We start from the raw sequence: 25757 nt of genomic DNA on the forward strand, positions 1-25757 counted from the left end.
TACCGTGGCCGCGTGGATGCAGACGAGCAGCTCCGTTCCTCCTTCGGCGCCGCGGCGCTCGCCTACGCCGAACACCGGCCGGACTACGCGCCGGCGGCCGTGCGGTGGGCGCTCGAACCGGCGCCCGGATCGCGGGTCCTCGACCTCGGGGCCGGGACCGGGAAGCTGAGCGGGTCGCTCCTCGCGGTCGGCGCCGACGTTGTCGCGGTCGAGCCGGACGAGGAGATGCTCGCCGAGCTGCGCCGCGGGCTGCCCGGCGTGCGCGCCCTGAACGGTGATGCGGAGGGGATCCCGCTGCCGGACGCCTCCGTCGACGCGGTCGTGGCGGGCAACGCGATGCACTGGTTCGACATGGCCGTCGCGGGACCCGAGATGGCCCGGGTGAGCGCTGTCGGCGGAGTCCTCGCCGGGCTGTGGAACGTCCTCGACGACCGTGTCGAGTGGGTCGCCGGGCTCGCGCGAGTCGCCGGGAGCGCCGCCATCGGCCCCCGCGACACCCCCGACGCCTGGCGCGGCGAGACGGCCGCGTTGCACGCCGGCGCGGCCGCCTGGTTCTCGTCGCCCGAACTGGCCGAGTTCCCGCACGGGCATACCCGGACCGCCGACTCGCTCGTCGCGACGCTGGCCACCCGCGCGGGGATGCTGGTGATGCGCGAGGAGAAGCGGACGGCCGCGCTCGGCGGTATCCGCGACTACCTCGCGAGCCGGCCGGAGACGGCCGAGGGCGAGTTCACGCTGCCGATGCTGACGTGCGTGCTGAGGCTTCGGCGGTCGTGACGGGCCTCGGCGCGAGCTTGCGGGTCGGCGCCTGCCAGACGCCGGAGATCCTCGGCGACGTCGAGGGGGCGCTGCGCTGCGTCGAGGAGTTCGCGGGGCGGGCCGATGCCGACCTGCTGCTGTTCCCGGAGTGCTTCCTCCAGGGGTATCTGGTGGAGGAGCGGCACGTGCGGGAGCACGCCGTCGGGCTGGGGTCGGCGCGGTTCGCCGGTGTGCTGCGGCGGCTGGCGCGGATCGAGCAGACCCTCGTGTTCGGGGTCATCGAGGAGTCGGGCGGCCGGTACTTCAACTCGGCGGTCGTCGTGAGCCGGGGCGAGCTGGTGGGGGTGTATCGCAAGACGCACCTGGTGCCCGGCGAGGCCCTGTTCACGAAGGGCGAGGAATACCCCACGTTCGTGCTGCGAGGGGTCAGGTTCGGCGTGAACATCTGCTTCGACACCCGGTTTCCCGAGGCGGCGGCGCCGATCGCGGCGCAGGGCGCGCGGCTGCTGCTGGTGCCGGCGCAGAACATGATGCCCCGCGCCGCAGCGCTGGACTGGAAGGAGCGGCACCACGCCATCCGCGCCGAACGCGCGCGGGAGACGGGGATGTGGCTGGTGTCGGCGGACGTGACCGGCGAGCGGGACGAGACGCGCGTGGGGTGGGGGCCGACGAGTGTCATGGACCCGCAGGGGGTGGTCGTGGGGCGGGTTCCGGTGGGGGTGGCCGGGGTGGTGGTGGGGTCTGTTCCTTGCGAGTAAAGGCTTTGAGACCATCGCCGGATGCTGACCATCCGGATGAGTGAGACAGCCGTGGCCGCGTTGGGGCCGGCGGGTGGGCTGGTGTCGGAGGAAGGGCTCACGCCCGGTTTGCGCGCCATGGTCGCCGAGGGCATCGAGGTGCGCGGCGACGTGGTGGTCTGGAACGGTGGGGCGCGGTGGGCGGAGGCGCCGCCGGGGAGGTCGGGGACTCTGACCGGCTGGGAGTGCTTCGTCAACTACTTCCACTTGGATGACGAGGTTCCCGTGGCGTTTTCCGAGGGCAGTGAACCCTCGATCGCCGAGGACGAGCAGGTGGTGCTGCTCCGCCAGGGCGCGGCGTTCGGGGTGGCGGTCTGCCGTCTGGCGATGGAGTTGGATCCGCCGGTGCCGCTGCGTTGTGTGGTGGTCGTCGGCGTGACGAGTGGAACCTTCCGGTTCCACCGGATCCGGCGCGGGGAGGACTGGGTGCGGTCGGACCCCGACACTTACCGGGAGGAGAAGGCGGTGGTGATCGAGGCGTGGCGGGGCGGGTTTTGAGGCGGTGATCCCGCCGCGGGTTCCTCGCGTTAGAACCGGCTGAGGGCTCCGCCCCCAGCACCCCCGCTGGGTGGCTTCGCCCCCAGACCCCCACCAAGGACTCCGTCCCTGGACCCTGCTGGGGCTCCGCCCCAAACCCCGCCAAGGACTCCGTCCCTGGACCCGGTCCTACGCCTGGGCTGCGGGCCGGGCCTCCCGTGCCCGCGGGGCATTGGCCGCGCGGAACCGGCTAGGTCTTGGGGCCCCGCCCGGCGCGCTTCGCCGGCCCCGGCCCCGGTGGCCCCTAGTCCTCCCGGCCGAGGGCGGTGGCGATGATCGTCGTGCTGTCGTCGTGCAGCGCCTGGGCCGCCGACTTGCCCGTCGCGGCGAGGTAGGCGTCGACGATCCGGTTCCCGGCGGCGTATCCGGCGCCGGTGGGCAGCCCGACCGGCGTGCCGCCGTAGCTCGCGGCGATGGCGTCCCCGTGGACCCAGGACGAGAAGTTGTGCATGCCCGTCACCTCAAGACCGGTCACGACCTTCGCGAAGACCGCGTCGTCACCGAGATGCGGCACACCGATGCGCGTGTAGCCCAGCTCGTCGCCGTAAAGCCCGCGCGCGAAGGCGTCGGCGAGCCCTTCCGACACGACGTGCTCACCGACGTTGACGGTCGCCGGGTCCCACACCGCCCCGCCGGGGCTGTAGCGGAGGTTGTGGTTGAGCTCGTGCACGGCGGTGGCCTCCAGCCGTTCCACGTTCTCCGGCGTCGGCCACACGGTGATCGTGATGTAGCCCGGGACGCTGCCGTTGCCCGTCACGCCGAGCCCGTGGGTCATGAAGACCTCGTCGTCGGGGTTGCCGAGCAGGAGCAGCACGGTGATGTCGGGGACGTTCACGCCGGGTGTCGCCGCGAGCTGCGCCTCGACGGCGTCGTCGAGGGCCTTCTGGACGCGCCCCCAGGCATCCGCCGAGGCGAGCGTGTCCAGCGCCTCAAGGCATCGGGTCTCGTCGCGGTCGAAGGGGAAACCCGCCGAACGCCCATGGAAGGCGACCAGGTCGACCTCGCCGGGGAAGTAGCGGTACATGCCCTTGGCGGGTTCGAGCATCTCGCGCAGGATTTCGGCGCGGTCATCGGCGGGCGCGGTCAGGACACGGCGCATGCCGGCGTGGGTGTCGAGAACGGTGATCGTCATGCCCACGACGCTAAGACCTGACGTCGCGTCAGGGGCAAGTCGGGCTGACCCGGCCCTCACCCCTGCAAAGGCGCCCCACGCAGCTGCATGAACGCACCCGGGTCGGTCGCCCCCGACGAACTCGTGTCGTTGTTGAGGTGCACCTCGAAGTGCAGGTGCGGCCCCGAGGAGTTGCCCGAGGTGCCGACGATGCCGATGGGCTGCCCCGCGACGACCTTCTGCCCCACGAACACGTCGGGCTGCTTGACCATGTGGCAGTAGCGCGTCACCACACCGGCAGCGTGCGTGATCTCCACATACCAACCGCAGCCCATGATCGACGGCGAACCGTCCACGTCGCACGAGTACGCCCCGCCGCCGGGGTAGGAGGCGTTGCACATCATCAGCGACACCACACCGGCCGACGCCGCGTGGATGACCGTCCCGCGCGGCGAACCGAGGTCGACACCGTCGTGGGTGGGACGCTCGGCGGTCCGGTAGCCCGAAACGATGCCCTCCTGGACGGGGGCGGTCCAGCCCGAGGCCGAGATCTCGCCGACGTTGGCGCAGGTCCCGGCGTTGGCGCCGACGGCCGCGCGAGCGGCACCGTCGGTGAGAACGTTGACGACGTCGGTCGCCAGCGGCTCCCACTTGGCGTAGGCGTCGGGGAAGGCCGAGACCTGGACCCGTTGCGCGGCAATGGTCAGCGGCAACTTCTCCCAGCCCTCGATCGTCTTGAGCTTGCCGTAGAACCGCCCCGCCGAGTACTCCGGATCCAGGATCTGCGCGGGCGTGCCCCAGCCCATGCTCGGCCGCTGCTGGAACAACCCGAGCGAGTCGTGGTCGTTGGCGTCGCCGAGGTGGCCGTAGTTGTGCAGCGTCGACTCCTGCATCGCCGTGGCGATCGCGATCACCCAGCCGCGCGGCGGAATCTGCTTGTCCTGCCCCACCTTGATGATCACCGCGGCGTGGTAGCGCTGCTCCTCGTTGAGATTGCCGACCGAGGGCAGCTCACCGTCCACATTGATCGCATTCGTGGTGCCGCAACCGACCAGGTTGATCGCATCCGAATCGGGCTGACCCGAGAAGAACGTGAACACCAGGGTTCCCGCGCAGCACAGGACCAGGGTCGTCGCGCTCGCCACCCAGGCGATGACGCGTCCCCGTCGGCGCACGGATCCCGCTGGCATCAGCCTCGCTCCCAGTCGATGCCGCTGACCAGCCACTGTCCATTGGTGACCGTCAGACTCAATCGCAGTGTGCCACCAACAGCGCTCACTGTCACCTCCGCGAGGTCGCCTCGCTGAAACGACAGCTCCGGCTCACCCAGGAGTTCGTTCGTGGGCACCGAGATCGGGTCGACGCCGGCGAGCTGGACTTTCAGCTCCTCGGTGGACAAAGGCCCCAGCGAGTCGTGCCATTTCTGGGCGCTTTTCCCGGGTTGTGCCCATTTCTGAGCGAAGTCACCGGCGACGGAGAGGAGGTCCTCGGCGCCTTCGGTGAGCGCCGGCTCCTGCGGAGCTGTCGGCAATCCGCTCGAATGGACGACCCCGTCGTCGGGCACCTGCACCGGCGACGAGGTCTCGTCGCCGGCCACGTTGTTGCCCGCGCTCCCGCTGTCGCCGGGGCCGTTGATCGCCCGGCTGACGGTGAGCACCACGACGACGATCAGGACGATGGCGCCGACGATTCCGTAGCGGGTGAACAGCAGTCGGGTGATCCGGCGCATGCGAGGTCCTGCTCTTCGATCGGGGTGGGTCTAGTCGGGCCGCGAGCCCGAGTAGGTGTGCGGTCTGTCCGCCGGCTCGTAGTTGGTCACGGTCGAGGACGTGCGGGCACCCGACGGCCGGTACACGGCCACTCCGGGTCCGCCGCCGGCTCGCGGTGTGGGCGTGGGATCTCGGCGCACCTCGGGCCGGTCGGAACTGCTCGACCCGGACTCTTCGACGGCATCGGCGCGCGACTCCTCGGCCCGCGTCTCGGGCCGTTCCTCGCGCGCGGTGATGGCGCCGCGCGAACCGCCGCGCTCGATGATCTTGACGTGCTCCTCTTTCTTCTTGCTGCTGCCCCAGAACGAGTCGCTCATGGAACCGCCGCCGCCGAGCGAGAGCATGCGCCGGTATGGGCGCAGCAGCATCCACGCCGCCGCGCCGGTCAGGGCGATGAGCAGGATCTGCAGCCACGGAGCCAGTGCGCTGGAGAGGATCTGGTCGACGGCGAACAGATACACCGCGGCCGCGACCCCGAAGACGATCACGTTGATGACCGCCGACAGCACGATGTTGATCAGCCGTTTGAACCCGCCGCCGGCCGGCCGCAGGATCGCGATGGTGCCGATGATCGGCAGGGCGATGATCGCCCAGCGGATCAGCAGGAAGCCGAGAATGATCAGGATGCTGGCGGTGATGTCGAACAGCGCGAACAACAGTGCCGACAGGATCGCCAGGAAGCCGGCTCCGACACGCTCCCAGCCGCGCACGCCCTGAAGGTGCTCGTACTCCTCGGGATAGGAGCGCTGGATCTCACCGGCGATGGCGCGCCAGCGGGCCGCCTTCTCCTCGGCGAGCGTCGTGCGGCGGGAGGGGTCGGCGCGGACCTCTTCGATCTCCTGCCAGCTGAAGGCCGTCGTCTCGTAGAGCGCCTCGCCGTAGAACTTCGCCGCCTCGCTGTCGGCCGAGCCCAGCGTCGCCCGCAGCCAGTTGTTGTAGAGCAGGTTCTCCGTGACGGTGTCGGACGCCCGCACCGCCGCCGGCCGCTCGTCGACGCACGGCTCGGTGGCGTCGTCGCAGGCGCTCGGCGGCCCGACGGCGTTGTTCACCGTGGTCAGCGCGGTCGTCATGGCGCCGTCGGCGACCTGCGCCGACTCCGTCGGCCACTTCGCGACCGCCGTGACCAGCACGAGCATGAACACCGCCCAGCCGACGGTCGTCATCGCCGAGGACATCTCCGCCTGCCGCGAGCGCCAGATCAGGTAGAGGCCGACGACGCCGACGGTGATGATGCCGAAGACGCTGAAGACCTTCTCGTAGACCGCCTGCGTGGCCGTCTTGACGAGGTTGTCCGACCAGCTCCACGCGTCGGCGGGCTGCCAGGCCCACTCGCGCAGCGCGTTGGACGCGCCGGTGATGCCGGTGGCGATCATGAACTCGCCGCCGGCGATGCTGTTGGCGCCGGTATAGCTGTCGACGGGTGTGCCGCCCAGGCAGCCGACGTCGTACAGCCTGGCCTGATAGCCGGCGTACCCGTAGGTGCTGTAGAAGCCCGCCTCGGTCTCGGTGGGGAGCTTGGGGTCGCTGGAGAACCAGCCCGCCAGGCCGGAGTCGGGCGCGCTGGGCGCCGGCGTCTCCTTGCAGGCGTCCTTGGGGACCGGTGGCAAAGCGTTGGCGCAGCCGACGGGATCCTCCTGCCAGACCGAGAGCGCGCACTTGCCGCTCGGGTCCTTGGGATCCTCCTCCTCGGCTCCGGCGATCCCGGGCACGAACATCACCGCGAGCGCGGCGACGCCCACGGCGAGCACCGCCGCGGCGAGCTTGTGTTTACCGACGCGCCACATTCCCATCACCCTCCACCATGGACTTCGCGTGAGGTCCGCCGGCGGCGGCGCCACCGACCGGTCCGGGAACACCGGGAGTGGTGTCCAGGAACTCCAGCAGGCGCGCGGCGTAGGAGATGTCGGCGCGGATCCGCTGGACCCGTCCGTCGACGTCGCGCATGATGAACTCCCGGTACGGCAACCTTTCCGCCGATGATGCGTCCACAGAGGACAGTGCGGCAAGGGTTTGCTCGTATCCGACATCGGTGGGTACCCGCAGAAGGCGGAGGGCCTCCTGCGCGATTTCGGCGTCTTCGGCGATGCGGCCGACGAAGACGGTGGAGACCAGGTTCTGTACGTCGAGGCCGAGGATGTCCTTGGGGTTCTGGGAGGCGACCAGGGCGGCGAGGTTCCACTTTCGGGAGTCGCGCGCGAGGCGCACGAGGAAGGAGCGCCCGGAGCGCCAGCCCTCCATGAAGTGGGCCTCGTCGAGGCCGACGAGCTTGCGGCGGTTGATGTCGCCGCCGTAGCAGCGTCGGACGGCAAGGCGGTGCGCGGTGTGCAGCATCGGCAGGGCGAGGGCTTCCTCGGCCGACCAGTACTCGCGCTCGATCTTGAGGTCGGGCAGGCGCAGCCCGGCCATGGTGATGACGGTCAGGGCGGCCTCGTCGCCGAGCGTGTCGGGCGGCGGGGAGCCGAAGAACAGCATCGCCAGCGGCATCTCGGCGGTGTCGAGGAGCAGCGCGGCCAGTTCGGCGCCCTCGTCGCCTTCGTCCTGGAGGACGTCGACGACGTCTTCGAGGGTGCTGGTCTCCTCGGCCGGGACGGCCCGCGCGGCGTGCCGCAGGAGCCGGGCTGTTCCCGCCTCACGCGCGACCTGGGGCGGTACGAGCATCGAGCAGATGTCCTGGACGAGCATGCGCCGCTCGGCGCGCGCGTTGGACACCGCGATCTCGAAGTCGCGGTCGGCCTCCGGGCCCTCGCCCCAGTGCTCGCGGCGGGGCGTGGGGATCAGCGCGTAGGGCGCCAGGGTCCCCGACTGCTGGCCGGTGAGGTTGATGACCCTCGCGTAGGGCTTGAGCTCGGGCATCTCGCACAGTCGCGCCAGCGGCCCGGACGGGTCGAGGAGCGTGACCTGGACGCCGCGGCGGGCGGCGAGGTAGCCGAGTGCGCCGAGCAATGTGGACTTACCACCGCCGGGCTCGGCGACGAAGACCGCCAGACCGGACCTTTCCCTTACCTCCATGGGGAAGTGGAGGTCGAGGAACACCGGACGCCGGCAGGTGCCCGACGTGCGGCCGATCAGGTCGCCGCGTCGATCGCCCACAGTGGACGCCGCCTGCGGCAGCGCCGCGGCGAACAACCGCACCGGCATGCGCCGCACGTATCCGGTGTTGGCGATCGGCTCGCCCGGAATGAACTCACGGGCCAGCCAGTCCTGGTTCTTCGGGTGCTGCAGGGAGATGCGCATCTCGCGGCCGTACATCTTGATCAGCCGCCGAGCGCGCTCCAGGCACTCCTCGCGCGAGGCCGCCGACACCGCGATCCGGTGCCAACCATGGATTCGGGAGGCGTCGGTGGGCAGACCGGTGGTCATCTCGTCGCCGACTCCCAGGGCACGCTGCGCCAGACGTTCCAGCTCCGGCGGCGCGTCCATCGAGTGCTCGTCGTAGTCGTGCTGCTGCGAACGGATCATCCGCAGCCGGTGCTCCAGGTTCCGGAAGGCCTCACCCGGACCGAGGACGTCGACCCGCGACGAGATCTCCATCGGCCACGGCAGTCGCTCGTGGAAGTGCAGCCACGGCTCGTGCCGCTCCGGGATCTCCAGCTCCTCCATGCGCCCGACGGTGAGGATCGCGGTGTGCGTCTCCTCGCCGGTCAGGCGGTTGACGAGCTTCACGGTCGACCCGTACGGCGTCCGGTACCGCTCGATCTGCTCGGTCAGCGCCAGCAGATCGCCCGGCGCCCAACCGGTGTCCGACACCGGCGACAGCTCCTCCGGCGGTGAGGCGCCCAGCGCCACCGAGCGGTAGATCAGCCACTCCAGCTCGTGCGGCGTCACGCGCCGCCCGCGAACGCCGTAGGCGCCGAGGACCTCGTCGAACTGCTCGGTCATCCGGTCGAGACGACGGCGTTCGACGTCGAGCGTCCCGCGCCCGCGAAGCCGGTTGAAGCGCTCGCCGACGGTGTCGGCCAGCGTCCGGCGCGCGAAGCTGATCCCGAGGTAGGTCTGGCCCTCGGCGTGGCTCATGTCGTGCAGGTGCTGCTGGGCGGCGACGAGGTGGTCGGCCCAGCTGTTGGCTCCCGGGACGGTCGGCAGCGGTCGCGCGGTGTTGCGGTCGACCGTGCGCGCCCAGTCGGCGGCCGGGAAGGGCCGGTTGGTGCGGCGCAGGTGCAGCCGGAAGCCGGCCATGCCCGAGTACTGCTCGGCGATCGCCGAGATCAGCGCCTCGCGCTCGGTGTCGGGCCGGAAGGCCCAGCGGACCTCGGGCAGCCGGTACCAGGCCGTCACCGAGATCGGCGTGAAGGTCAGGTGCCCGGCGATCTCGGTGAGCGCGAGCTCCTGCACCGGGCTGCGGTCCTTGAAGCGGGGCGGCTTCGACTGCCGGAACAGCTGCGCGCGCTTGGCCTCCTTCTCGGCCTGCTTCTGCTCCTTTTTGGACAGTGGGCGCGGTTCGGCCGGGCGCGTCCCGGGCGGCGCGGTGCGCAGCCTCGGGTCGTACTCCTGCTGCGGGACCGGCAGACGCTGCGGCATCGGTTCGAGCTGGCGTCCCGGCACGGCCGGGGGAGCGGCCTGCACGGGAGGGGCCGGGGGCTGCGCAAAGGGCGCGGCGGGCGGCCCGGGCGGCGGCGGCTTCATCACCGGCGGACGCGGCGGGGCGACCGGGCGGGCCGGCTCCTGGGTCCGCTGCTGGGCGACGGGCGGCGCCTGGCGCTCCGGCGCGCGCGGGGGCGCGGGCTTCTGCTCGGGCTGCTGGGCGGGCTGCCTGGCGGGCTGTTGGGCGGCCCGCTGCTCGGCCTGCGCCTGGCGGCGCTGCACCTCGCGGCCGCGCTGGTCGGCGCGACGCTGCTCTTCCCGGCCGCGCTGCTCGTTGCGCGCGGTCTGGACCTCGCGCTCCTTTTGCGCCTCGCTGCTCGGCTGCTCGGTCGCGCGGGCCTCCGAAGGACGCTCCGGGGGCCGCTGGGAGGGCTCCTCGGCGACCATGGGCACGCGCGGGCCGAACACGGCGTCGGCGATGGCGGTGTCGAGCGGCTCGGTCGGCCAGTCCGGGCGCCTCGTGCGCTCGCGCGGAGGCGGAGGGGGCGTCACGGCGCCCGCGGGGCGCGGGGGCACCGGCTGCGGCGGCTCCTCACCGTCGAGGGCCTCGGCGATCCGCGAGTCCTTCTCGGTGCCCTCCCCGCGCGGCTTCTTCGGCGCGCGGAAGACCGCGATGGGACCCTTCTGTCCCTGCGGGGAGCCGTTGCCGGACCGCTCGTCGTCGGGGCGTTGGGGTTCAGTCACTGGACAACCTCACGGATGCGCACGGCACGCGCGACGAGGCGCTGGTCGCGCTGTTCTTGATTCGGTTCCCGGGTCGAGCGCCAGTCGGTGACGACCGTGCGCAGCACCGCCCTGGCAGGGCGGTCGGGATCGACGTTGCGGAAGATCAGCGAGGTGGTCACCATGGCCAGCGCGATCTCCCAGGCTGGAAAGAGATTCACGTCCTGGAAGAAGGCCCAGTACAAGAACATGTAGAGGGCGAGGCACGCCGCGAACACTCCATATTGTGCGTACGGCAGGTGAATGGGCAGCGTGTATCCAGGCGGCCCCAGGTAGAGCAGCCGCGCACGATAGATGTCATCGTCCGTACGTAGCCTCAATGCCAACTCCTGCCGTCGTTCCCAAGGTCCGCGTCCTTCCCAAACGCGTACCCCGTCGACGCCCTGCGGCGCCGCTCGCTGAGCCTTCTAGTCGGTGAAGAACAGGTCGACGAGGGTTCCACCGAGGAACACCAGCGTGACCGCTCCGGCGATGAAGGCCAGGCCGACGATCGCGATCGCCGACGATGTCATGACCTTGGAGATCTCTCCCTTGTTCGCGCGGCCGATGAAGATCAGCCCCAGCACGCCCAGCAGGATCGGGGCGATCTTGCTGAGGAAGAAGTCGATGACTCCCTTGGTGTTGATGTCCGCCTCAGCCCCGGCGAGCATCGGCGCGATGTCGTGCAGTGCCGTCCTCAGCATCGGTCCGCGCCTCCTTCGATCTCTCGCGCCTGGTCAAGTTGCACGTGAACCTCACAATATGGTGGTCCGCCGTGACGATGGGTTTCATTACGCATGGCGAAACGCTCCACAATCACCGCTCTGTCGTATATCGGACTGTACGTGGCCCAGGTGTCGTGAGTGGAGCATCGGGGCCGCTCGGAGTTTCGCGACGGGCGGGATCGGTGTTCATCGCATAGCCTCGAAGTTCGAGGAGGTGCACCGATGGAACGGACAGTGATCCTGGCCGGCGCGCTGGTCGTCGTGGGCATAGTCCTGACGGGTCTTTCCGCGGTGCAGCTCGGCATAGCCCGGGCCTCCGCGAAATGGCCTTCGGCCCGCCGCCCCAAGATGGGCCGGGGACCGGCGCTCGCCGGCATCGTCGCCGGCACGATCTTCATCGGCGCCGCGGGCGCCGCCGCCGCGACCCTCGCCCCCACCGAAGGCCTCATGTGGATCTTCGGGGTGGTGGGCGCGGGCGTGCTCCTGTGTGCGATCGCGGCCGGCATCGCCGTCCGCCTCGCCTCCCAGGTCGAGCTTAAAGCCCTCATCTCAACGCCATCTCCCGCGTACATCGCGATCACACCCCGTGGGGAGTCTCCTCCCATGATCGCAGGACGCAGTGACATTGTGGCTGCGCCACAAGCCCAGCCTGCCACTACTTCCATCACGGGTGCCACCAACGAGCCCTCTCCAACGGCTACCGGGCCCCACAATACGTCCCTGCCCACCTCCTCGATCCCTTACGCGTCAACCTCTCGCGATCGGATCCGGCCCTGGGACGAGCCTGAACTGGCGATCCCCGCCGACGCCGAACCGGGGTGGGTGTACCAGGACGCCGATGGGAATTTCCTGCTGGTGATCGACATCGACACGCCCGAGGACGAGGGGCGGCGGCTGGTGAGGCTGGCGGACTTCGCGCTGGCGCCGTACGGGTCGGTGCGGGAGCCGTTGAGGCTGGCGGGGTCGATCGAGATCAGCGTGTGGCCGATGGACTAGGGCGTGTCCTGGTGATCACTGCGGGGCTGCGGCGGACTCGTTTTCCCCCTGGCGGCACCGTTCTTTCGCCCAGGTACAACACCGGTACCAGGGCGAAAGAACGGCTTGCCAGAAGAAAAACGAGCCCCGCCTCGCACCCACAAGACCACCAGGACACACCCTAGGTGGGGCGGCGGGGCTCGGGCGTGGGTCCGGAGTGGAGTTGGGGCGTGGGCCGGGCTGTGGGTTCGGAGTGTGAGCTCGGAGTGTGAGCTCGGAGTGTGAGGCCGGGTGAGGGCTGCGGGATGGCCGGTTCCGGACTGGGCGCCGGCTCGGTGCTCCGGCTCGGTGCTCGGTTGCCCTGCCTGGTGCCGGTGCCGGTGCCGGTGGCCGAGGGCCGATGGCCGATGGCAGGTTGGTGGGGGTGTTGGGCGATACCGTGCCCGCCGCGAGCCGCGAGCCGCGAGCCGCGAGCCGCGAGCCGCGGGCCGCGGGCAGGAGGGCGGTGAACACAGATAGATACGTGCGCAGGCGCAGGCGCAGGCGCAGGCGCAGGCGCCGGAGTCCGGCAGCGGCGCCCGACGCGCGGAACCCGACCCGACGCGTCCCCCGGCCCTGTCCCGGCCCCAAGCCGAACCCGAACCCGAACCCCAGGGCCGAACCCGAACCCAAACCCAAACCCAAACCCCAAAAAACAACCCAACCCTCTGGACTGTCCTCTATGGATCTTGGCATGCTGGAGACCCACCACCTTAACGACCCCTAAGTTCCACCCTTCCGGGTCCGAAGCATCGGCGCTCCCACACCCCGGCAGCACAGTGCAGCGCAGCGCAGCACCACCCGCGCCCACCGGCGCACCGCGCCCACCACCCCTCGTCACCCCGCACCACCCGCGCGCACACCGCTTCGACCCTCTGGGCAGCGTCGCCCGCACCTCCCTTCCCCAAAAGTGATTCCCGGAGGTCGCGATGTCCCGTTTGGACAATGCTCGCCGGGCGACTTCGGCCGCCTGGTACCCGCAGTTCGCGCGCGTCGTCTGGCACGCCACCGCACCGCTGCGGCACGCGCTCCACCGCACGCAAGGCGTGGAGTGGTGGTGCCCGACCCAGATCGCCCCCTACTCTCCCGACGACCCGCGCGGCACGACCGCGTCGGCGACCTGCGCCGAGTGCGTCAGTGAGCACGGCGAGATCCTGTGCCTGACGTGCCGCCGTTTCGACGACCACCGCGACTCGGTCGCCGACCCCGACGGGTGGGCCTTCCGTGTCGCCGAATGCCTGATGCTGGACCGGTTTCGGCGTATGCGGGTGGAGGTCGGCGCACTGGCGCGCACCGACTCCCGTGGTGTCGTCGGCCGCATCTACGGGGCGTGCGCGACGGACTGGGAGCGCCATCTGGCGCGGCTGATCCTCGCCTACGTCGGTTTCCACGGACCGGTACCGGCCGACATCTGGCCCTACCGCCGCTGGCTGGCCGAGAAGGCCGAGGTCACCGGCGAGACCCAGCACGGGCCGAGCCGCCTCGCCGCCCTGCACGACGACATCCTGCTGGTCCTGGCCGTGATGCGCGCGCGCAGCGGTCACGTCTCGGTCGAGGGTGAGCGCATGTCCTGGTACGAGGCGTATGTGGAGCGTCCGCTGGGCCGGCGGCGGCGGATCGACACGGTCAGCCTCGAACAGGGCCCCTCGACCGGCGACGGCCGGCTCACCATCGATCCGCCCGATCCGGGCCTGGTCCGTGACTACACCGACCGGTTGATCGGTGACTGCGCGGCGCTGGTCGCCGACGGCGCGACCGTCGGCGGTGCCCTGCGCCAGGTCCTGCCGGAACTGCTGGGGGGCAAGGGTTTCCAGGTGATCGGGAACCGTGCGCTGATGGAGCGGCTGACGCGTTATGTGCGCGCGCAGTTGCCCGAATCCGACGCCAGGGCGAGCCGGTGAGAGTTGGCGCCCCCTTGCGCCTGGGGCATACTGGTGTGACGCCGAGTTAGCCGATCGTGGCTTGAGGAGAGTGACGGCGGCATGAACGACATCCCGCGTGACGCGTCCCGTCCCGACTCCCGGCCACCGCTGGCGCCGGCCCTGCTCGAAGAGGTGTCGGTCCTGCTCAGCGAGATCGCCTACGACCGCATTCACACCGGCATCCGCCCCGAGGGCACCGATGTCGATCCCGGCTGGCTGCGCGAGGCCGCGGCCGAGCAGTACGGACTGCTCGGTGCCGCCCTCGACGAGCGTGACGGTCGCGCCTGAACGGTCGCCCTGGGCGGCCGAAAGGTCACAGTACGGTCTCCCTCGGCGTGCGTTGCGGTCGGAAACGCCCCCTTGTCGCACTGCGAAGGTATGGTGGGCGCTCGATCGACCCTGTACGGAAAGAGGACACCCGTCATGACCTATCCACCACAGCAGCCTCCCGGCGGGCAGCAGAATCCGTACGGGCAGCAACCTGACCCTTACGGCCAGCAGCCGGCGTCGGGTGCCCCGTATGGCCAGCAGCCCGCTTCAGGTGCTCCCTACGGCCAGCCGCAGTCACCGGCCCCTTACGGCCAGCCCGACCCGTACGGCCAGCAGCCCGCCTCGGGTGCGCCGTACGGCCAGCAGCAGCCCGCCTACGGTCAGCCCGCCTACGGCCAGCAGCCCGGTTACGGCCAGCCCGCCTTCGGGCAGGTGCAGCCTCCCGGCGAGCGTCCGCAGATCGTGACGATCGCGGCGATGCTGATCATGGCCACGGTGGCGCTGTCGTTCCTGAGCGGCATCCTGTCCTTCGTGGCGATGGGCGATGTGGTCGGCAGCGTGCCGTCCTTCTCGATCATCAGCGCGGTCATCTACATCATCGTCGCGGCGGGCTTCACGGCCATCGCGCTCGGCGTGCTGCGGGGCCGCAACGGCGCCCGGATCGCCGCTTTCGTGCTCTACGGCATCTTCCTCGCGTGCTGGGGCATCGGCCTGATCTCCAACGCGGCGCTGAGCAGCTCCGACACCCTGGTGTCGGCCTACCCGAGCTGGTACATGACCCTCAACCTGATCTTCAGCATCCTGCTGATCGGTTGCGGCATCGGCATCATCGTCACGCTGGCGATGGGACCGTCGAAGGACTGGTTCAACGCGCACAAGTCCGCCCGCGCCGCCGGTATGGCGTAACCGGCGCGGACCCCGTAACTTCGAGGCGGCGCCGTCAAGGCGCCGCCTCCGTCATGTTCGCCCCACGCCGAAAGGTGCCCCGTGGCCGCCCCACAGTTCGCCGTACCCGCCAAGCCGCCACGCCCGGGCGTCGTCTCCATCGCGGGTTACCTCCAGTTCGCGGTCTTCGCGTTCGCCCTGGTCAACGCGATCGTCAGCTACCTGGTCGCCAAGTCGCTGATCCCGGAGCTGTCCGAGGCGTTCTTGTCCTCCGGCGCGCCGAGCGCCGCCGAGGCCGAGGAGTTCGCCAACCTCATGGCGATCACCATGGGCGTGGTCTACTTCTGCCTGCTGATCTGGCCGGGGGCCTTCGCGCTGCTGGGCATCTGGACCCTGCGGGGTGTCAACGGCGTGCGCATCACGACCTGGATCCTCGGCGGCATCGCGGTCCTCTGCGGCCTGTTCAGCGTCCTGACCTCCGGCCTGCAGAGCACGCTGACGACGAGCAACACCACCGGCGGGGGCGAATACGCCTGGGCGCAGGAGATCGACGTCCAGTCGCTGATGCCGGGCTGGTTCACGGCCTACTCGGTGATCCAGAACATCGTCTCGACCGGCATGTACGCCGCCGTGGTCATCCTGCTGCTGCTCCCGGCCGCGCACGAGTACTTCCGGCCGGCGCGCCAGTCCGTGCAGCCGCAGATCTACCTGCCCTACGAGCCGCCGGGGAAGCTGTGACCGAGATCCCCAGCGGGGGCTTCGGGATCCCCGACGGCCGCGGCCGGCCACCGGCGACGGTGCGCCTGGCCGCGGCCTTCTTCTTCGCCGGTGCGGCGCTGACCGCGTTGTGGGCGCTGGTGTCGGGTGCCGCCGCGATCGGTCTTCCCGACGCCCTGCGCGCCGAGCTTCAGGCGACCGGCGACCGCCTCGACGTCCAGGTCACGGCCACCGTCGTGGGCCTCGGGCTCATCTGGCTGCTGCTGGCCGCCGTGTCGGCGGTCGCCGGTGCGAGCCTGCTGCGCGGCCGCCCGATGGGCTACTGGGTCGCGCTCGGCCTGTGCGGCCTCCTGCTGGCGGTGTCGATCCTGTGCGTGGTCTACGGCGGCGCGCTCCAGAACATCCTGGCGCTGACCGCCGACACCGCCGTTTCGGCCGTCGACACCGAGGACGTCACGGCCGCCCTGCCCGACTGGTACGCCTCGTATACCTTGGCGCACAACGTGCTCGGCATCGTCGCCTTCACGCCGGCCGGTTTCCTGTTCGTGCTGCCGGCGTCGGGGGAGCACTTCACCCGTCGGCAGCCGCCGACCGGCGGTGGAGGCTTCGCGGTTCCGCGCTGACCCACCCCAGCAACCGGGAGCCCACCCGTGACCTACCCGCCCCAAGGGCCCGCCAACCCGTACCAGCACGCCGCCTATCAGGCGTCCGGCCGGCAAGTCGTGCCCGAGCGGCCCTCGCAGGTGCTGACCGCCGCGGTCTTGATGTTCGCCATCGGGTTCATCGGCGTGCTGATGATGATCAGCCTCGTCTCCGACGCCGGCCACATGAGTTCCCAGAGCGTGGGTCCCGCCTTCGCCGGCTGCCTCGGCCCGATGCTGCACATCGCCGTCGGCGTGCTGGCGGTCTTCGTCCTGCGCGGCCAGCACGGCCCGCGCGTCGCCGTGTTCTGCGTCGCCGGGGCCGCCGCCCTGTGCGACGGCTTCTCGGTCATCTCCAGCGCGACGGTCAGCAGTCAGCTCAGCGACTACGCCTACAACTACTCGCTGGGCCCCGGCTACTTCGCGATCCTGGCCATCGTCACGGGCCTCGTCCTGATCGCCAACGTGGTCATCGTGATCATGCTGGCGACCGGCCGAGCCGCCGCCTGGTTCGCCGCCGTCCGCGCCGCGAAAACCGCCTACCCCGCGCAGAACTACCCGACCCAGTGGTCGTGATGTACTAGTTTGGGGCGATGCGCCCCATATTGCAGCCGACGGTGGTGACCGTCGCGGCCCGCGTCCAGTACGCCACCGCCGCGCTCGCGCTCGCCGGGGCCGTCCTCAGCGTCCTGCTCACCGGCAGACTCCTCGCCGTACTCCCCGACGCGCTCGCCGAGGAGTTCCCCATGGAGGCCCAGCGCGAGACGGCGGTGTTCACCACCCGCCTTGCCTCCTACACCGTGATCGGCCTGTGGCTGCTGTGCTCGCTGGCCTTCGCCGCCCTCGCCCGCTTCTACCTCGCCGGCAGGCGCTGGGCCCGCACGTGCACCTGGGCGGTCGCCGGGCCGCTCGTCCTGTGCGGGGTCTGCGGGCTCGTCGGCGAGGGCTCACCGAGCGGCTACGGCGCCGACGCCGCCACCGCGCAGCGCGTCGAACAGGCCCTCGACGCGGCGACGCCCGGCTGGTGGTCGGGGGCGAACGTGGTCGTGCAGGCGCTGACCTTCGCGGCCTACCTGGCGATCATCGTGCTGCTGGCGACCCCGCCGGCCAACCAGTGGTTCCGCGCCGTGCCCGAAGCCGCCCGCAAGGGCGTCCCGGCGGCCACCTGAGCCCGCGCGGGTGATCATCGCCCAGCTCACGGCCCCCGACCAGCCGACCTGACCCGTCGGCCGCGATCGGCCAATGACACAGTGAGGCCATGGAATCCGCCATCTTCGGGCCAGCGGCCCACCCCGGGGCCCGCCGGGCTCTGATCACCGGCGCCACCGCCGGCATCGGCGCCGCCTTCGCGCGCCGGCTCGCCGCCGACGGCTACGACCTCGTCCTGGTCGCCAGGGACGCCGAACGCCTCACCGACGCGGCCGAACTCCTGCACGAGACTTACGGTGTCGAGGTCGAGGCCCTCGCCGCCGACCTCGTCGACGACAAGGGCTGCGAAGTCGTGGAGGGTCGGGTATCCGACGCGGCGCGCCGGGTCGACTTCCTCGTCAACAACGCCGGCATGGGCTTGGCGCGCGGCTTCCTCGGCTCACCCGTCGACGACGAGGAACGCCAGTTGCGGCTGAACGTGCGGGCCGTCCTCCGCCTCACCCACGCCGCCGTACCGTCCATGATGGACAGAGGTTGGGGCGCGGTCGTCAACGTCTCCTCCGTGGCCGGCTTCGGGCCCATCGGACCGGGCTCCACCTACAACGCCTCCAAGGCCTACGTCACCAACTTCTCGGAGTCCATCGGCCAAGCGGTGCAAGGGAAGGGCGTGCGGGTCATGGCCCTGTGCCCCGGCTACGTGCGCACCGAATTCCACCAGCGCGCGGGCATCGAGACCACCGGCATTCCCGACCCTCTATGGCTCGACGCCGACGACGTCGTCGCGGCCGCGCTGCGCGATCTGGACCGCTCCCGACTCGTCAGCGTGCCCACCGCCCGGTACCGCATTGTGTCCGAAGTGGTCAGACACGCGCCGAGATCCCTGCTGTATCGGCTGGCCGGGCGCCTGCAGAAGCGGTCGGGGCGCGGCGGAATCGACTGACCACGCCACGTACCCTGTCAGGCATGTCAGAGCGCGACCAGCTGCGCACCCTCATCCACGACCTCGCCGTGGTGCGAGGCCGTGTGGTGCTTTCCAGTGGGCGTGAGGCCGACTACTACATCGACCTTCGCCGTGTGACCCTGCACCATGCCGCCGCGCCGCTGGTCGGCGCGGTGATGAACGAGTTGACCGCCGACTGGGACTACGACGCCGTCGGCGGTCTCACCCTCGGCGCCGACCCCGTGGCCGGCGCGATGCTCCACGCGGCGAACGCCACGCCGTCCAGGCTCACCCCCCTGGACGCGTTCGTGGTGCGCAAGAGCGAGAAGACGCACGGCCTGCAACGGCGCATCGAGGGTCCGGACGTGTCCGGACGCAAGGTACTCGCCGTCGAGGACACCTCCACCACGGGCGGCAGCGTGCTCACCGCGGTCGACGCGCTGCGCGAAGCCGGCGCCGAGATCGTCGGCGTCGCCGTCATCGTGGACCGGGGAGCCCGGGAGGCCGTGGAGGCCGCCGGACTGCCCTACCGGGCCGCGTACGACCTCGACGATCTCGGACTGTAGACCCGAACACCCCTCTTCGATCAATCCCCAACTCAGAACACGTTCATACTGGGCCATTTGTCGCCATTAACGGCCATCCCCACCATCCTCACGGTGGGGAGGCCGCTGGCGCGATCGACAGAGATGGTGAAAGGAAAACACCCGTGCCACGCGCGATCGTCGACACCACCTATTCCACATCACCGCTAGACGGTGAACCCATGGAGCATCCCGAGGCCGAGCGGCTCGCCTCGGTCTTGAAAGCGCTCGCCGACGCCAACAGGCTCCGGCTGATCAGCCTCATCCAGGCCTCTCCCGCGGGAGAGGCGTGCGTCTGCGAACTGACCGAACCGCTCGGACTCTCGCAGCCCACGATCAGCCACCACCTGCGCATCCTCACCGACGCCGGGCTTCTGGAACGCGACAAACGCGGTGTGTGGGCGTACTTCCGGCTCGTGCCGGAGGCGCTCACCATCATCGCCGGTTCCATAACGCCCCCCAAGCAGCGTCGCCAGAGCCGTGGGGGAAGCCTGGCCCCCCGCCGCAGGTGAGCCTATGGCGATCCGGCACCGTCGCCCCCCGCGACTAGGACGCAGGACCAGGCGCATCCTCATCGGCTGCGCCCTGCTCGCCCTGCTCGTCCCCCTGACCGGGTTCGCCCTGCGGGTCGTCATCGACCGCGCGCAAGAATGTTCCGAAATCCTCGACCTGGAGGTCGCCGCAGCACCGCCCGTCGCGCCCGCCCTGCGCGACGTCGCCGGTTCACTCAAGCGCGGCGACCTGCGCGTCAACTCCACCTGTGTCTCGGTGACCGTCACCGAGGTCGACTCCGCCGCCGTGGCCGAGGCCCTGGTCAAGGCACGCGGCGGCGAGATCGACATCGGCACGGGCGAGGAGTCGGCGCCCGCGGCCGCGCTGCCGCACGTGTGGGTGCCGGAGTCGCGGGCGTGGAGCCTGCGCGTCGACGGCGCGGTCGACGGCGGTGGCGCCATCCTGGGCGCCCACCAGCCGTCGGTCGCGTTCAGCCCCATCGGCCTGGCCGCCGCCCACGGCGACGCCGAGAGCTTCTTCCCGAGCCTGGCCCTGGACGCCTGGGATCCCGAGAAGCTGCCCGTGTGCGTGGGCGACCCCCGGCGTGACGTGGCGGCGCTGGCGGCCTTGGCGGCCTTCGACAACGTCGGCGCGGCCACCGCGGTGAAGGTCGACGAGAAGCTCGCGCCCGGGAAGTTCCCCAAGGGCTACAAGGCGATCCCGATGTCGCGCCTCGACGTCGACGCCCACAACGCCGCCCACCCCGACGAGCCGTGGGTCCTGCTGGAGACCACGCCGGCCGTCACCGGTCTCGACTTCCCCTACGCGATGCGCGCCGACCTGTCCGGCCTGCTCAGCCAGGCCGCCGAGAAGTTCCTGGCGGTCCTCGACGACGAGGAGAACCTCGCCCGCCTCACCGGGCTGGGACTGCTCCCGCCCGACGAGTACCAGCCGGTGCTCACCACGGCGGCGGTCACGGCGGCCCTGAACGAGAGGGACTAGGGCTTGTCCGGTGACCCGCCGCGCACGTCCTGGCGGCCCATGAGGGCGGCGAGGATGTCGTCGAGGGTCACGATGCCCACCGGGGAACCGGAGTCGGCGACGAGCACGATGTGCACGGCCGCGCGCCGCATCTGGAGCAGCAGGTCGCCGAGGCTCTTGTCGGGCGGCACCGCCGGAAGCGGCCGGATCCGGCCCGGATCGATCGCCCGGGCGCGGTCGGCGGGGTCGACGCCGATGACGTCCTTGATGTGGATGAACCCGCGGATGCGCCGGCCCTGACGCGCGATCACCGGGAAACGCGAGAGCCCTGACGCGCAGGCAAGCTCCTCAAGTTTCTCGTTGGTGGTGTCGTCGGTGATGGTCGTGACGCCCGCCCAGGGCCGCATGGCGTCGCTGGCGTGGCGCTGGCCGAGCTCGATGGCCGCCGACAGCCGCGCGCCGTCGCTCTCCTCCAGCAGGCCGCCGGCCTGCGACTCGCTGATGAGCCCGGCGAACTCGTCGACGGTGTAGGTGTTCTTGACGGCCTCGGCCGCCTCGATCTTGAACAGTTTCAGGATCCACGACGACAGCGCCTTCATCGCCAGCAGCAGCGGGCGCGTGGCGGCGCAGAAGGCCAGCATCGGCGGCCCGAGCCAGACCACGGCCTTCTCGGGTCCGGCCAGCGCCAGGTTCTTCGGGACCATCTCGCCGAACACGGTGTGCATGTAGGTCACGAAGGTCAGCGCGATGATCAGCGCGACGGGGTGCACGAAGTCCTCCGGCAGCCCGACGGCGTGCGCGAGGGGCTCCAGGAGGTGCGCGATCGCCGGTTCGGCGACGGCGCCCAGGCCCAGCGTGCAGATCGTGATGCCGAGCTGGACGCCGGCGATCATCAACGGGAGCTGCCCCATCGCCGACAGCGCCCACCGCACCCGGCGGGAGTCGGCGTGGGCCTCCAGCGCGGTGCGGCGCGAGGCGATCAGCGCGAACTCGGCGCCGACGAAGAACGCGTTGCCCAGCAGCAGAACGGCGGTCAGGACGAGGCTCACGAGTCCTCGCCTTCGCCGTCGGTGTCGGGCGGCGGGACGACCACGACCCGCTCGATGCGGTGGCGCTCGACCTCGACGACGTGGAACTCCCAGCCCTCGTGCTCCAGGGCCTCCCCGGCTTCGGGGATGTGCCCGAGGGAGGACATCAGGAAACCGGCGAGGGTCTCGTAGGGGCCGTCGGGCATCCGGAAACCGGTCTGCTCGGCCAGTTCGTCGGCGCGGAGCACGCCGTCGACCTCGTAGGGCTCGGCCGAGGACGACAGATAGTTGTCGACGTCGGTGTCGGCGTCGTCGACGGTGTCGTGCTCGTCGAAGTCGTGCTCGTCGGCGATCTCCCCGACGAGTTCCTCCACCAGGTCCTCGATGGTGACCACGCCGTCGGTCCCGCCGTACTCGTCGACGACGACCGCGATGTCGCTGCCCATCTCGTGCAGCCGTGCCAGGAGGCTGTCGAGATCGAGGTGCTCGGGCACGAACACCGGTTCGCGCGCCACGGCCCGCACCAGCGTCGTCGCCCGGTCGGACGGGGGCACCGACAAGACGTCGTTGACCGCCACGACGCCCACGACGTTGTCGAGAGTGTCGAGGTAGACGGGGAAGCGGCTGTGCCCGGTCTCGGCGACCGAGGCGAGCATGTCGGCGACGGTCGCCTCGGCGTTGAGCGCCTCGACGTCGACGCGCGGGGTCATCGCCTCGGCGGCGCGCTTCTCGTTGAAGCGGACCGTGCGCCGCAGTAGCCGCGCCATCTCCGGCGACAGCGTGCCCGCGCGAGCGGAGGTGACCGCGAGCAGGCCGAGCTCATGGCGGCTGCGGGCCGTCGCCAGTTCCTCCTGCGGCTCGATGCCCATCCGGCGGACCAGCCAGTTCGCGCTGCCGTTGAGGATCGTGATGAGCCAGCCGAAGACCAGCGAGAAGATCCGCTGCGGGCCGGCCGTCGCGCGCGCGATCGGCATGGGCCGCGCCAGGGCCGCGTTCTTCGGGACGAGCTCGCCGAAGACGGTCGAGACGAGCATGGCGATGACGATGGCCAGACCCGAGGCCACGGCTGGGCCGGCGTCGCCGAGGAAACCGAGGACGGGTTCGAGGAGCCGCGCGAGGGCGGGCTGGGCCAGGTAACCGGTGAGCAGCGCGGTGATGGTGATGCCGAGCTGCGCGCCCGAGAGCTGGAAGGAGAGCCTGCGCAGCGCCGCCGACACCGAGCGCGAGCGCCGGTCGCCGGCTTCGGCGGCGGCCTCGATGGAGGGGCGGTCAACGGTGACGAGGGAGTACTCGGCGGCGACGAAGAACGCGTTTCCCACGGTGAGCAGCACGAAGACCAGCAGGGGTATCGCGGTGAGCCACGGCTCGTCTATCGGGACCACCTCTTGCGGCGGGGCTTATCCACGGCTGGTGATGGTCGTCTCGGCGACCTGCACCGGGTCCGCGCCCGTGGTGTCCCACAGTCGCAGGGTGTACTCACCGTACGGCAGCGCCATGGGGACCTGCCCGGCGATCCGGCAACCCGTGATGACGAGGTTGTCGCCGAGGATGGCGGCCTTCTTGCCGGCGTCCTCCTCGGCCTTCTCGACCTTCATCGACGAGGGCGTGCCGCGTTCGAGCTTGGCCACGCCGAGGGTGAGCGAGTACTGGCCGCCGTCGGGGCCGGTGACGACCCACAGGACGTCCTTGCCGATGTCGACGCGCTTGTCGAGGATGTGGATCTTCGGTGTTCCGCAGTCGGCGTCGGGCGGGAACTTCGGTGCGTTCGCACGCGAGTAGAGCACGGCGGCGATGATGAGGGCGCCGATGATGAGCAGCCCCTTCTTGGTTCGCCAGAAGGGTTTCTTTCCCGCGTCGGCCACAGCGGAAGGTTAATCAGCCCCACGCACCGTACGCAAGAGCACCTGTGCCACGTCGACGACTTCGACCCGTTCGGACGCCTCCTTGGCGTTGACGCCGTCGCCCAGCATCGTGGCGCAGAAGGGGCAGCCGACGGCGATGGTGCGCGCGCCGGTGTCGAGGGCCTCTTCGGTGCGGTTGATATTGATGCGCGTGCCGATGGTCTCCTCCATCCACATGCGAGCGCCGCCGGCGCCGCAGCAGAAGGAGCGTTCGGCGTTGCGGGGCATCTCGGTGAGGCCTTCCTCGGCGACGGCGCCGAGGACCTCGCGGGGCGGGGTGAAGATGCGGTTGTGGCGGCCGAGGTAGCAGGGGTCGTGGTAGGTGACGCCACCGTCGACCTTGGACACCGGGGTGAGTTTCCCGTCGGCGACGAGGGTCGCCAGCAGCTGCGTGTGGTGGACGACGTCGTAGTGCCCGCCGAGCTGGCCGTACTCGTTGCCCAGCGAGTTGAGGCAGTGCGGGCAGGTCGCCACGATCTTGGTGCTGGTCGACTCGTTGAGGCCCAGCTCGTTCAGTGTCTCGACGTTGGCCTCGGCGAGCATCGTGAAGAGGAACTCGTTGCCGATGCGGCGGGCCGGGTCGCCGGTGCAGCCCTCGCCCTTGCCGAGGATGGCGAACTTGACGCCCGCTTCGTGCAGCAGCGTGGCCACCGCGCGGGTGGTCTTCTTGGCGCGGTCGTCGAAGGCTCCGGCGCAGCCGACCCAGAACAGGTAGTCCCATTCGGTGCTGGGGTCGTCGACGCGGGGCACCTCGAAGTCGAGGCCCTTGGTCCAGTCGTCGCGGGTGTTGGGGTTGGCGCCCCAGGGGTTTCCCTTGGTCTCCAGGTTGCGCAGCATCGTGCCGGCCTCGGCGGGGAAGGCCGACTCGATCATCACCTGGTGGCGGCGCATGTCGATGATGTGGTCGACGTGCTCGATGTCGACCGGGCACTGCTCGACGCAGGCGCCGCAGGTCGTGCAGGACCACAGGACGTCGGGGTCGATGACCCCGCCGTCGGCGACCGGTCCGACCAGGGGGCGCTCGGCCTCGGCCATGGCCAGCACGTTCACGCCGGCGAGCTGATCGGCGGTGGCGGTCTCCTCGCCGAGGGCGTCCTTGCCGCCGCCGGCCATCAGGTACGGGGCCTTGGCGTAGGCGTGCTCCCGCAGATTCATGATGAGCAGCTTCGGGGAGAGCGGCTTGTCGGTGTTCCAGGCAGGGCACTGCGACTGGCAGCGGCCGCACTCGGTGCAGGTGGTGAAGTCGAGCAGGCCCTTCCAGGTGAACTGCTCGACCTGCCCGACGCCGAAGGGGTCCTTCTCGGGGTCGGCGGTCTCGAAGTCGAGCTTCTCGCCGTTGACCGTCATCGGCTTGAGCGCGCCGAGGGCCACGCTCTCGGGGTCGCGCTTGAAGTAGATGTTGAAGAACGCGGTGAAGCGGTGCCACGCCACGCCCATGGTGATGTTGCGGGCGATGACCATGAACCACGCCATCGAGACGAGGATCTTGACCATGGCGACGATGGTGATCGCGGCCAGGACCCCGTCGCCGGCGGTGTAGAGCTTCGACAGGCCGTACCCGATCGGCGAGGCCCACGCGGGAATGTCGGCGCCCTCGGCGATCACCAGCGAGCGCAGCAGGAACTCGCACACTCCGATGGCGACGATGGTGATCTCGACGTAGTACGCCTGCCACATCCGCGAGCCCTCGAACCGGGACTTGGGGCGCCGGGAGGGCAGGTTCAACTGGCGGATGACGATGAGCGTCAGGATGCCGATGAGCATCGTGATGGCGATGAGCTCCGAGGCGAGTGTCCACACCGGCCAGTGCGAGAACCACGGAATCGCGGCTTCGGGGTCGACGACCTGGATGTAGGCCTCGACCAGGGTCGGCAGGAGCGCGCCGAAGGCGATGAAGACGAACCAGTGCGCCGCGCCGACGACACCCCACTGGAGCATGCGGGTGTGCCCGAGGGTTTCCTTCACCATGGTCGCGACGCGCTTGCCGGCACGGTCGGTGCGGGTCTTGTCGCTCGCGCCGAGGCGGATGACGGCGACCATGCGCAGTGCCGTGCGAACCACCATCACGACGGCGGCCGCGCTGACCACCGCCACGATCGCCAGCGCCACGATGTTCAGGGCGTCCATCCGGGTCCTCCTCGGTGAGGCTGTGGGGCGCGACTCATGTTACCCGCCAGTAGCGTAGGTGTTCAGGCGCCGTGCGCACCTTATCCTCTCCCGCGGTGCGGTATTTCATGCCGAAGGTGACGAGG

Annotated in this window: 26 protein-coding genes; 15 read left to right on the forward strand and 11 right to left on the reverse strand. The window is 70.4% G+C overall.

Going from position 1 to position 25757, the window contains the following annotated elements; translation table 11 throughout:
* The first annotated feature begins 12 nt into the window (after window positions 1-12).
* From AB0I28_RS28185 to AB0I28_RS28195, 3 genes are read left to right on the forward strand one after another with little or no spacing between them, the layout of a single operon-like run.
* On the forward strand, window positions 13-777 hold the full coding sequence (locus tag AB0I28_RS28185) for a class I SAM-dependent methyltransferase (RefSeq protein ID WP_357498295.1): 765 nt from the start codon (window positions 13-15) through the stop codon (window positions 775-777).
* Window positions 750-1517, forward strand: coding sequence for a carbon-nitrogen hydrolase family protein (locus AB0I28_RS28190; protein WP_357498297.1), 768 nt, complete (start codon window positions 750-752; stop codon window positions 1515-1517). The genes AB0I28_RS28185 and AB0I28_RS28190 overlap by 28 nt, the downstream gene beginning before the upstream one ends.
* A gap of 36 nt (window positions 1518-1553) precedes the next feature.
* The gene (locus AB0I28_RS28195) at window positions 1554-2054 is read left to right on the forward strand and encodes a hypothetical protein (protein ID WP_357498299.1); all 501 of its coding nucleotides are present in this window, start codon (window positions 1554-1556) and stop codon (window positions 2052-2054) included.
* Between the two features lie 283 nt (window positions 2055-2337).
* Here the strand turns inward: AB0I28_RS28195 and AB0I28_RS28200 are convergent, their stop codons facing one another.
* The 7 genes from AB0I28_RS28200 to AB0I28_RS28230 all read right to left on the reverse strand — a co-directional run bounded on the left by AB0I28_RS28200 (window position 2338) and on the right by AB0I28_RS28230 (window position 10960).
* Complete coding sequence (locus AB0I28_RS28200) at window positions 2338-3225, reverse strand: DUF2268 domain-containing putative Zn-dependent protease (protein WP_357498301.1); 888 nt, start codon at window positions 3223-3225, stop codon at window positions 2338-2340.
* A gap of 56 nt (window positions 3226-3281) precedes the next feature.
* Entirely contained in the window at window positions 3282-4394 is a 1113-nt protein-coding gene (locus tag AB0I28_RS28205) for a M23 family metallopeptidase (protein ID WP_357498303.1), read from the reverse strand.
* Entirely contained in the window at window positions 4394-4933 is a 540-nt protein-coding gene (locus AB0I28_RS28210; RefSeq protein ID WP_357498305.1) for a hypothetical protein, read from the reverse strand. The genes AB0I28_RS28205 and AB0I28_RS28210 overlap by 1 nt, the downstream gene beginning before the upstream one ends.
* Before the next feature lie 30 nt (window positions 4934-4963).
* A complete protein-coding gene (locus AB0I28_RS28215) occupies window positions 4964-6763 on the reverse strand; it encodes an MFS transporter (protein ID WP_357498307.1) in 1800 nt (599 codons plus the stop codon).
* The gene (locus tag AB0I28_RS28220) at window positions 6741-9941 is read right to left on the reverse strand and encodes an ATP-binding protein (RefSeq protein WP_357498772.1); all 3201 of its coding nucleotides are present in this window, start codon (window positions 9939-9941) and stop codon (window positions 6741-6743) included. Before AB0I28_RS28220 ends, AB0I28_RS28215 begins: the two co-directional genes overlap by 23 nt.
* A gap of 293 nt (window positions 9942-10234) precedes the next feature.
* Window positions 10235-10597: a hypothetical protein gene (locus tag AB0I28_RS28225; RefSeq protein WP_357498309.1), complete on the reverse strand. Its 363-nt coding sequence runs from the start codon at window positions 10595-10597 to the stop codon at window positions 10235-10237.
* Window positions 10598-10684: 87 nt separating this feature from the next.
* Entirely contained in the window at window positions 10685-10960 is a 276-nt protein-coding gene (locus AB0I28_RS28230) for a hypothetical protein (protein ID WP_184790620.1), read from the reverse strand.
* A gap of 255 nt (window positions 10961-11215) precedes the next feature.
* Here AB0I28_RS28230 and AB0I28_RS28235 point away from each other — a divergent pair, with 255 nt between their 5' ends.
* The 12 genes from AB0I28_RS28235 (at window position 11216) to AB0I28_RS28290 (ending at window position 20597) form a co-directional block, all read left to right on the forward strand.
* Window positions 11216-11977, forward strand: coding sequence for a hypothetical protein (locus tag AB0I28_RS28235; protein WP_357498311.1), 762 nt, complete (start codon window positions 11216-11218; stop codon window positions 11975-11977).
* A gap of 947 nt (window positions 11978-12924) precedes the next feature.
* Window positions 12925-13896, forward strand: coding sequence for a hypothetical protein (locus tag AB0I28_RS28240; RefSeq protein ID WP_357498313.1), 972 nt, complete (start codon window positions 12925-12927; stop codon window positions 13894-13896).
* An 81-nt stretch (window positions 13897-13977) separates the two neighbouring features.
* Window positions 13978-14205, forward strand: coding sequence for a hypothetical protein (locus AB0I28_RS28245; RefSeq protein WP_357498315.1), 228 nt, complete (start codon window positions 13978-13980; stop codon window positions 14203-14205).
* Window positions 14206-14340: 135 nt separating this feature from the next.
* Window positions 14341-15093, forward strand: coding sequence for a hypothetical protein (locus tag AB0I28_RS28250; protein ID WP_357498317.1), 753 nt, complete (start codon window positions 14341-14343; stop codon window positions 15091-15093).
* 81 nt (window positions 15094-15174) lie between these two features.
* Window positions 15175-15810: a hypothetical protein gene (locus AB0I28_RS28255; protein WP_357498319.1), complete on the forward strand. Its 636-nt coding sequence runs from the start codon at window positions 15175-15177 to the stop codon at window positions 15808-15810.
* Window positions 15807-16412, forward strand: coding sequence for a hypothetical protein (locus AB0I28_RS28260; RefSeq protein WP_357498320.1), 606 nt, complete (start codon window positions 15807-15809; stop codon window positions 16410-16412). The genes AB0I28_RS28255 and AB0I28_RS28260 overlap by 4 nt, the downstream gene beginning before the upstream one ends.
* Window positions 16413-16439: 27 nt before the next feature.
* Window positions 16440-17006: a hypothetical protein gene (locus AB0I28_RS28265; protein WP_357498322.1), complete on the forward strand. Its 567-nt coding sequence runs from the start codon at window positions 16440-16442 to the stop codon at window positions 17004-17006.
* A 17-nt stretch (window positions 17007-17023) separates the two neighbouring features.
* Complete coding sequence (locus AB0I28_RS28270) at window positions 17024-17599, forward strand: hypothetical protein (protein WP_357498324.1); 576 nt, start codon at window positions 17024-17026, stop codon at window positions 17597-17599.
* Window positions 17600-17688: 89 nt separating this feature from the next.
* Window positions 17689-18519: an SDR family oxidoreductase gene (locus AB0I28_RS28275; protein WP_357498326.1), complete on the forward strand. Its 831-nt coding sequence runs from the start codon at window positions 17689-17691 to the stop codon at window positions 18517-18519.
* A gap of 23 nt (window positions 18520-18542) precedes the next feature.
* Window positions 18543-19085, forward strand: a complete 543-nt coding sequence (gene pyrE / locus AB0I28_RS28280; protein WP_357498327.1) for an orotate phosphoribosyltransferase — start codon at window positions 18543-18545, stop codon at window positions 19083-19085.
* Between the two features lie 200 nt (window positions 19086-19285).
* Complete coding sequence (locus tag AB0I28_RS28285; protein ID WP_357498774.1) at window positions 19286-19615, forward strand: metalloregulator ArsR/SmtB family transcription factor; 330 nt, start codon at window positions 19286-19288, stop codon at window positions 19613-19615.
* 4 nt (window positions 19616-19619) lie between these two features.
* The gene (locus AB0I28_RS28290) at window positions 19620-20597 is read left to right on the forward strand and encodes a hypothetical protein (protein ID WP_357498329.1); all 978 of its coding nucleotides are present in this window, start codon (window positions 19620-19622) and stop codon (window positions 20595-20597) included.
* Here AB0I28_RS28290 and AB0I28_RS28295 read toward each other — a convergent pair.
* The 4 genes from AB0I28_RS28295 to AB0I28_RS28310 are packed head-to-tail and all read right to left on the reverse strand — an operon-like array spanning window position 20594 to window position 25632.
* Window positions 20594-21625: a hemolysin family protein gene (locus AB0I28_RS28295; RefSeq protein WP_357498331.1), complete on the reverse strand. Its 1032-nt coding sequence runs from the start codon at window positions 21623-21625 to the stop codon at window positions 20594-20596. The two genes, AB0I28_RS28290 and AB0I28_RS28295, sit on opposite strands and share 4 nt — an antisense overlap.
* Window positions 21622-22977 (reverse strand): hemolysin family protein, encoded by a 1356-nt coding sequence (locus AB0I28_RS28300; protein WP_357498776.1) that lies wholly within the window; start codon window positions 22975-22977, stop codon window positions 21622-21624. Before AB0I28_RS28300 ends, AB0I28_RS28295 begins: the two co-directional genes overlap by 4 nt.
* 24 nt (window positions 22978-23001) lie before the next feature.
* Window positions 23002-23466, reverse strand: coding sequence for a hypothetical protein (locus AB0I28_RS28305; RefSeq protein WP_357498333.1), 465 nt, complete (start codon window positions 23464-23466; stop codon window positions 23002-23004).
* A 9-nt stretch (window positions 23467-23475) separates the two neighbouring features.
* Entirely contained in the window at window positions 23476-25632 is a 2157-nt protein-coding gene (locus AB0I28_RS28310; protein ID WP_357498335.1) for a (Fe-S)-binding protein, read from the reverse strand.
* Window positions 25633-25757 lie beyond the last annotated feature (125 nt).

The sequence above is a fragment of the Phytomonospora sp. NPDC050363 genome (assembly GCF_040655735.1).
Classification (GTDB): domain Bacteria; phylum Actinomycetota; class Actinomycetes; order Mycobacteriales; family Micromonosporaceae; genus Phytomonospora.